1 protein-coding gene is annotated in these 679 nt (G+C 72.5%); it reads right to left on the reverse strand.

Annotated elements, in window-relative coordinates; translation table 11 throughout:
* Positions 1-679: polyketide synthase (locus ND748_RS33315; RefSeq protein ID WP_251750194.1), on the reverse strand; the 679-nt coding region annotated here is incomplete at both ends.

Below are 679 nucleotides of genomic sequence, written 5' to 3' on the forward strand. Positions count from 1 at the left end.
ACGACGGCGAGGATGGGGTGGTTGTGGCGGTGGGCGTCGGAGAGGCGTTCGATGAGGAGGAGGGCGGCGCCTTCGGACCAGCCGGTGCCGTCGGCGGTGGCGGCGAAGGGTTTGCAGCGGCCGTCGGGGGCGAGTCCGCGTTGGCGGCTGAATTCGATGAAGGTGGCGGGGCTGGCCATGATGGTGACGCCGCCGGCGAGGGCGAGGTCGCATTCGCCGGTGCGTAGTGCCTGGGTGGCGAGGTGGAGGGCGACGAGGGAGGAGGAGCAGGCGGTGTCGACGGTGACCGCCGGTCCTTCCAGGCCGAACGTGTACGCCACCCGACCGGAGGCCACGCTGCCGGCGCTCCCGCTGACCAGATAACCCTCGAAGCCGGCCGCAGGCGTGCGGGCCTGGTGCAGGCGGGCGCCGTAGTCGTTGTACATGACGCCCGCGAAGACCCCGGTGCGCGAGCCGCGCAGCGAGTCGGGGGCGATGCCCGCCCGCTCGAACGTCTCCCACGCCGTCTCCAGCAGCATCCGCTGCTGCGGGTCGGTCGTCATCGCCTCGCGGGGGCTCATCCCGAACAGTTCCGGGTCGAACGACCCCGCGTCGTGGAGGAAGCCGCCCTGGCGGGAGTAGGACGTGCCGAGGTGGTCGGGGTCGGGGTCGTAGAGCGCGTCGAGGTCCCACCCGCGGT

The organism is Frankia sp. AiPs1 (assembly GCF_023716945.1).
Taxonomy (GTDB): domain Bacteria; phylum Actinomycetota; class Actinomycetes; order Frankiales; family Frankiaceae; genus Frankia.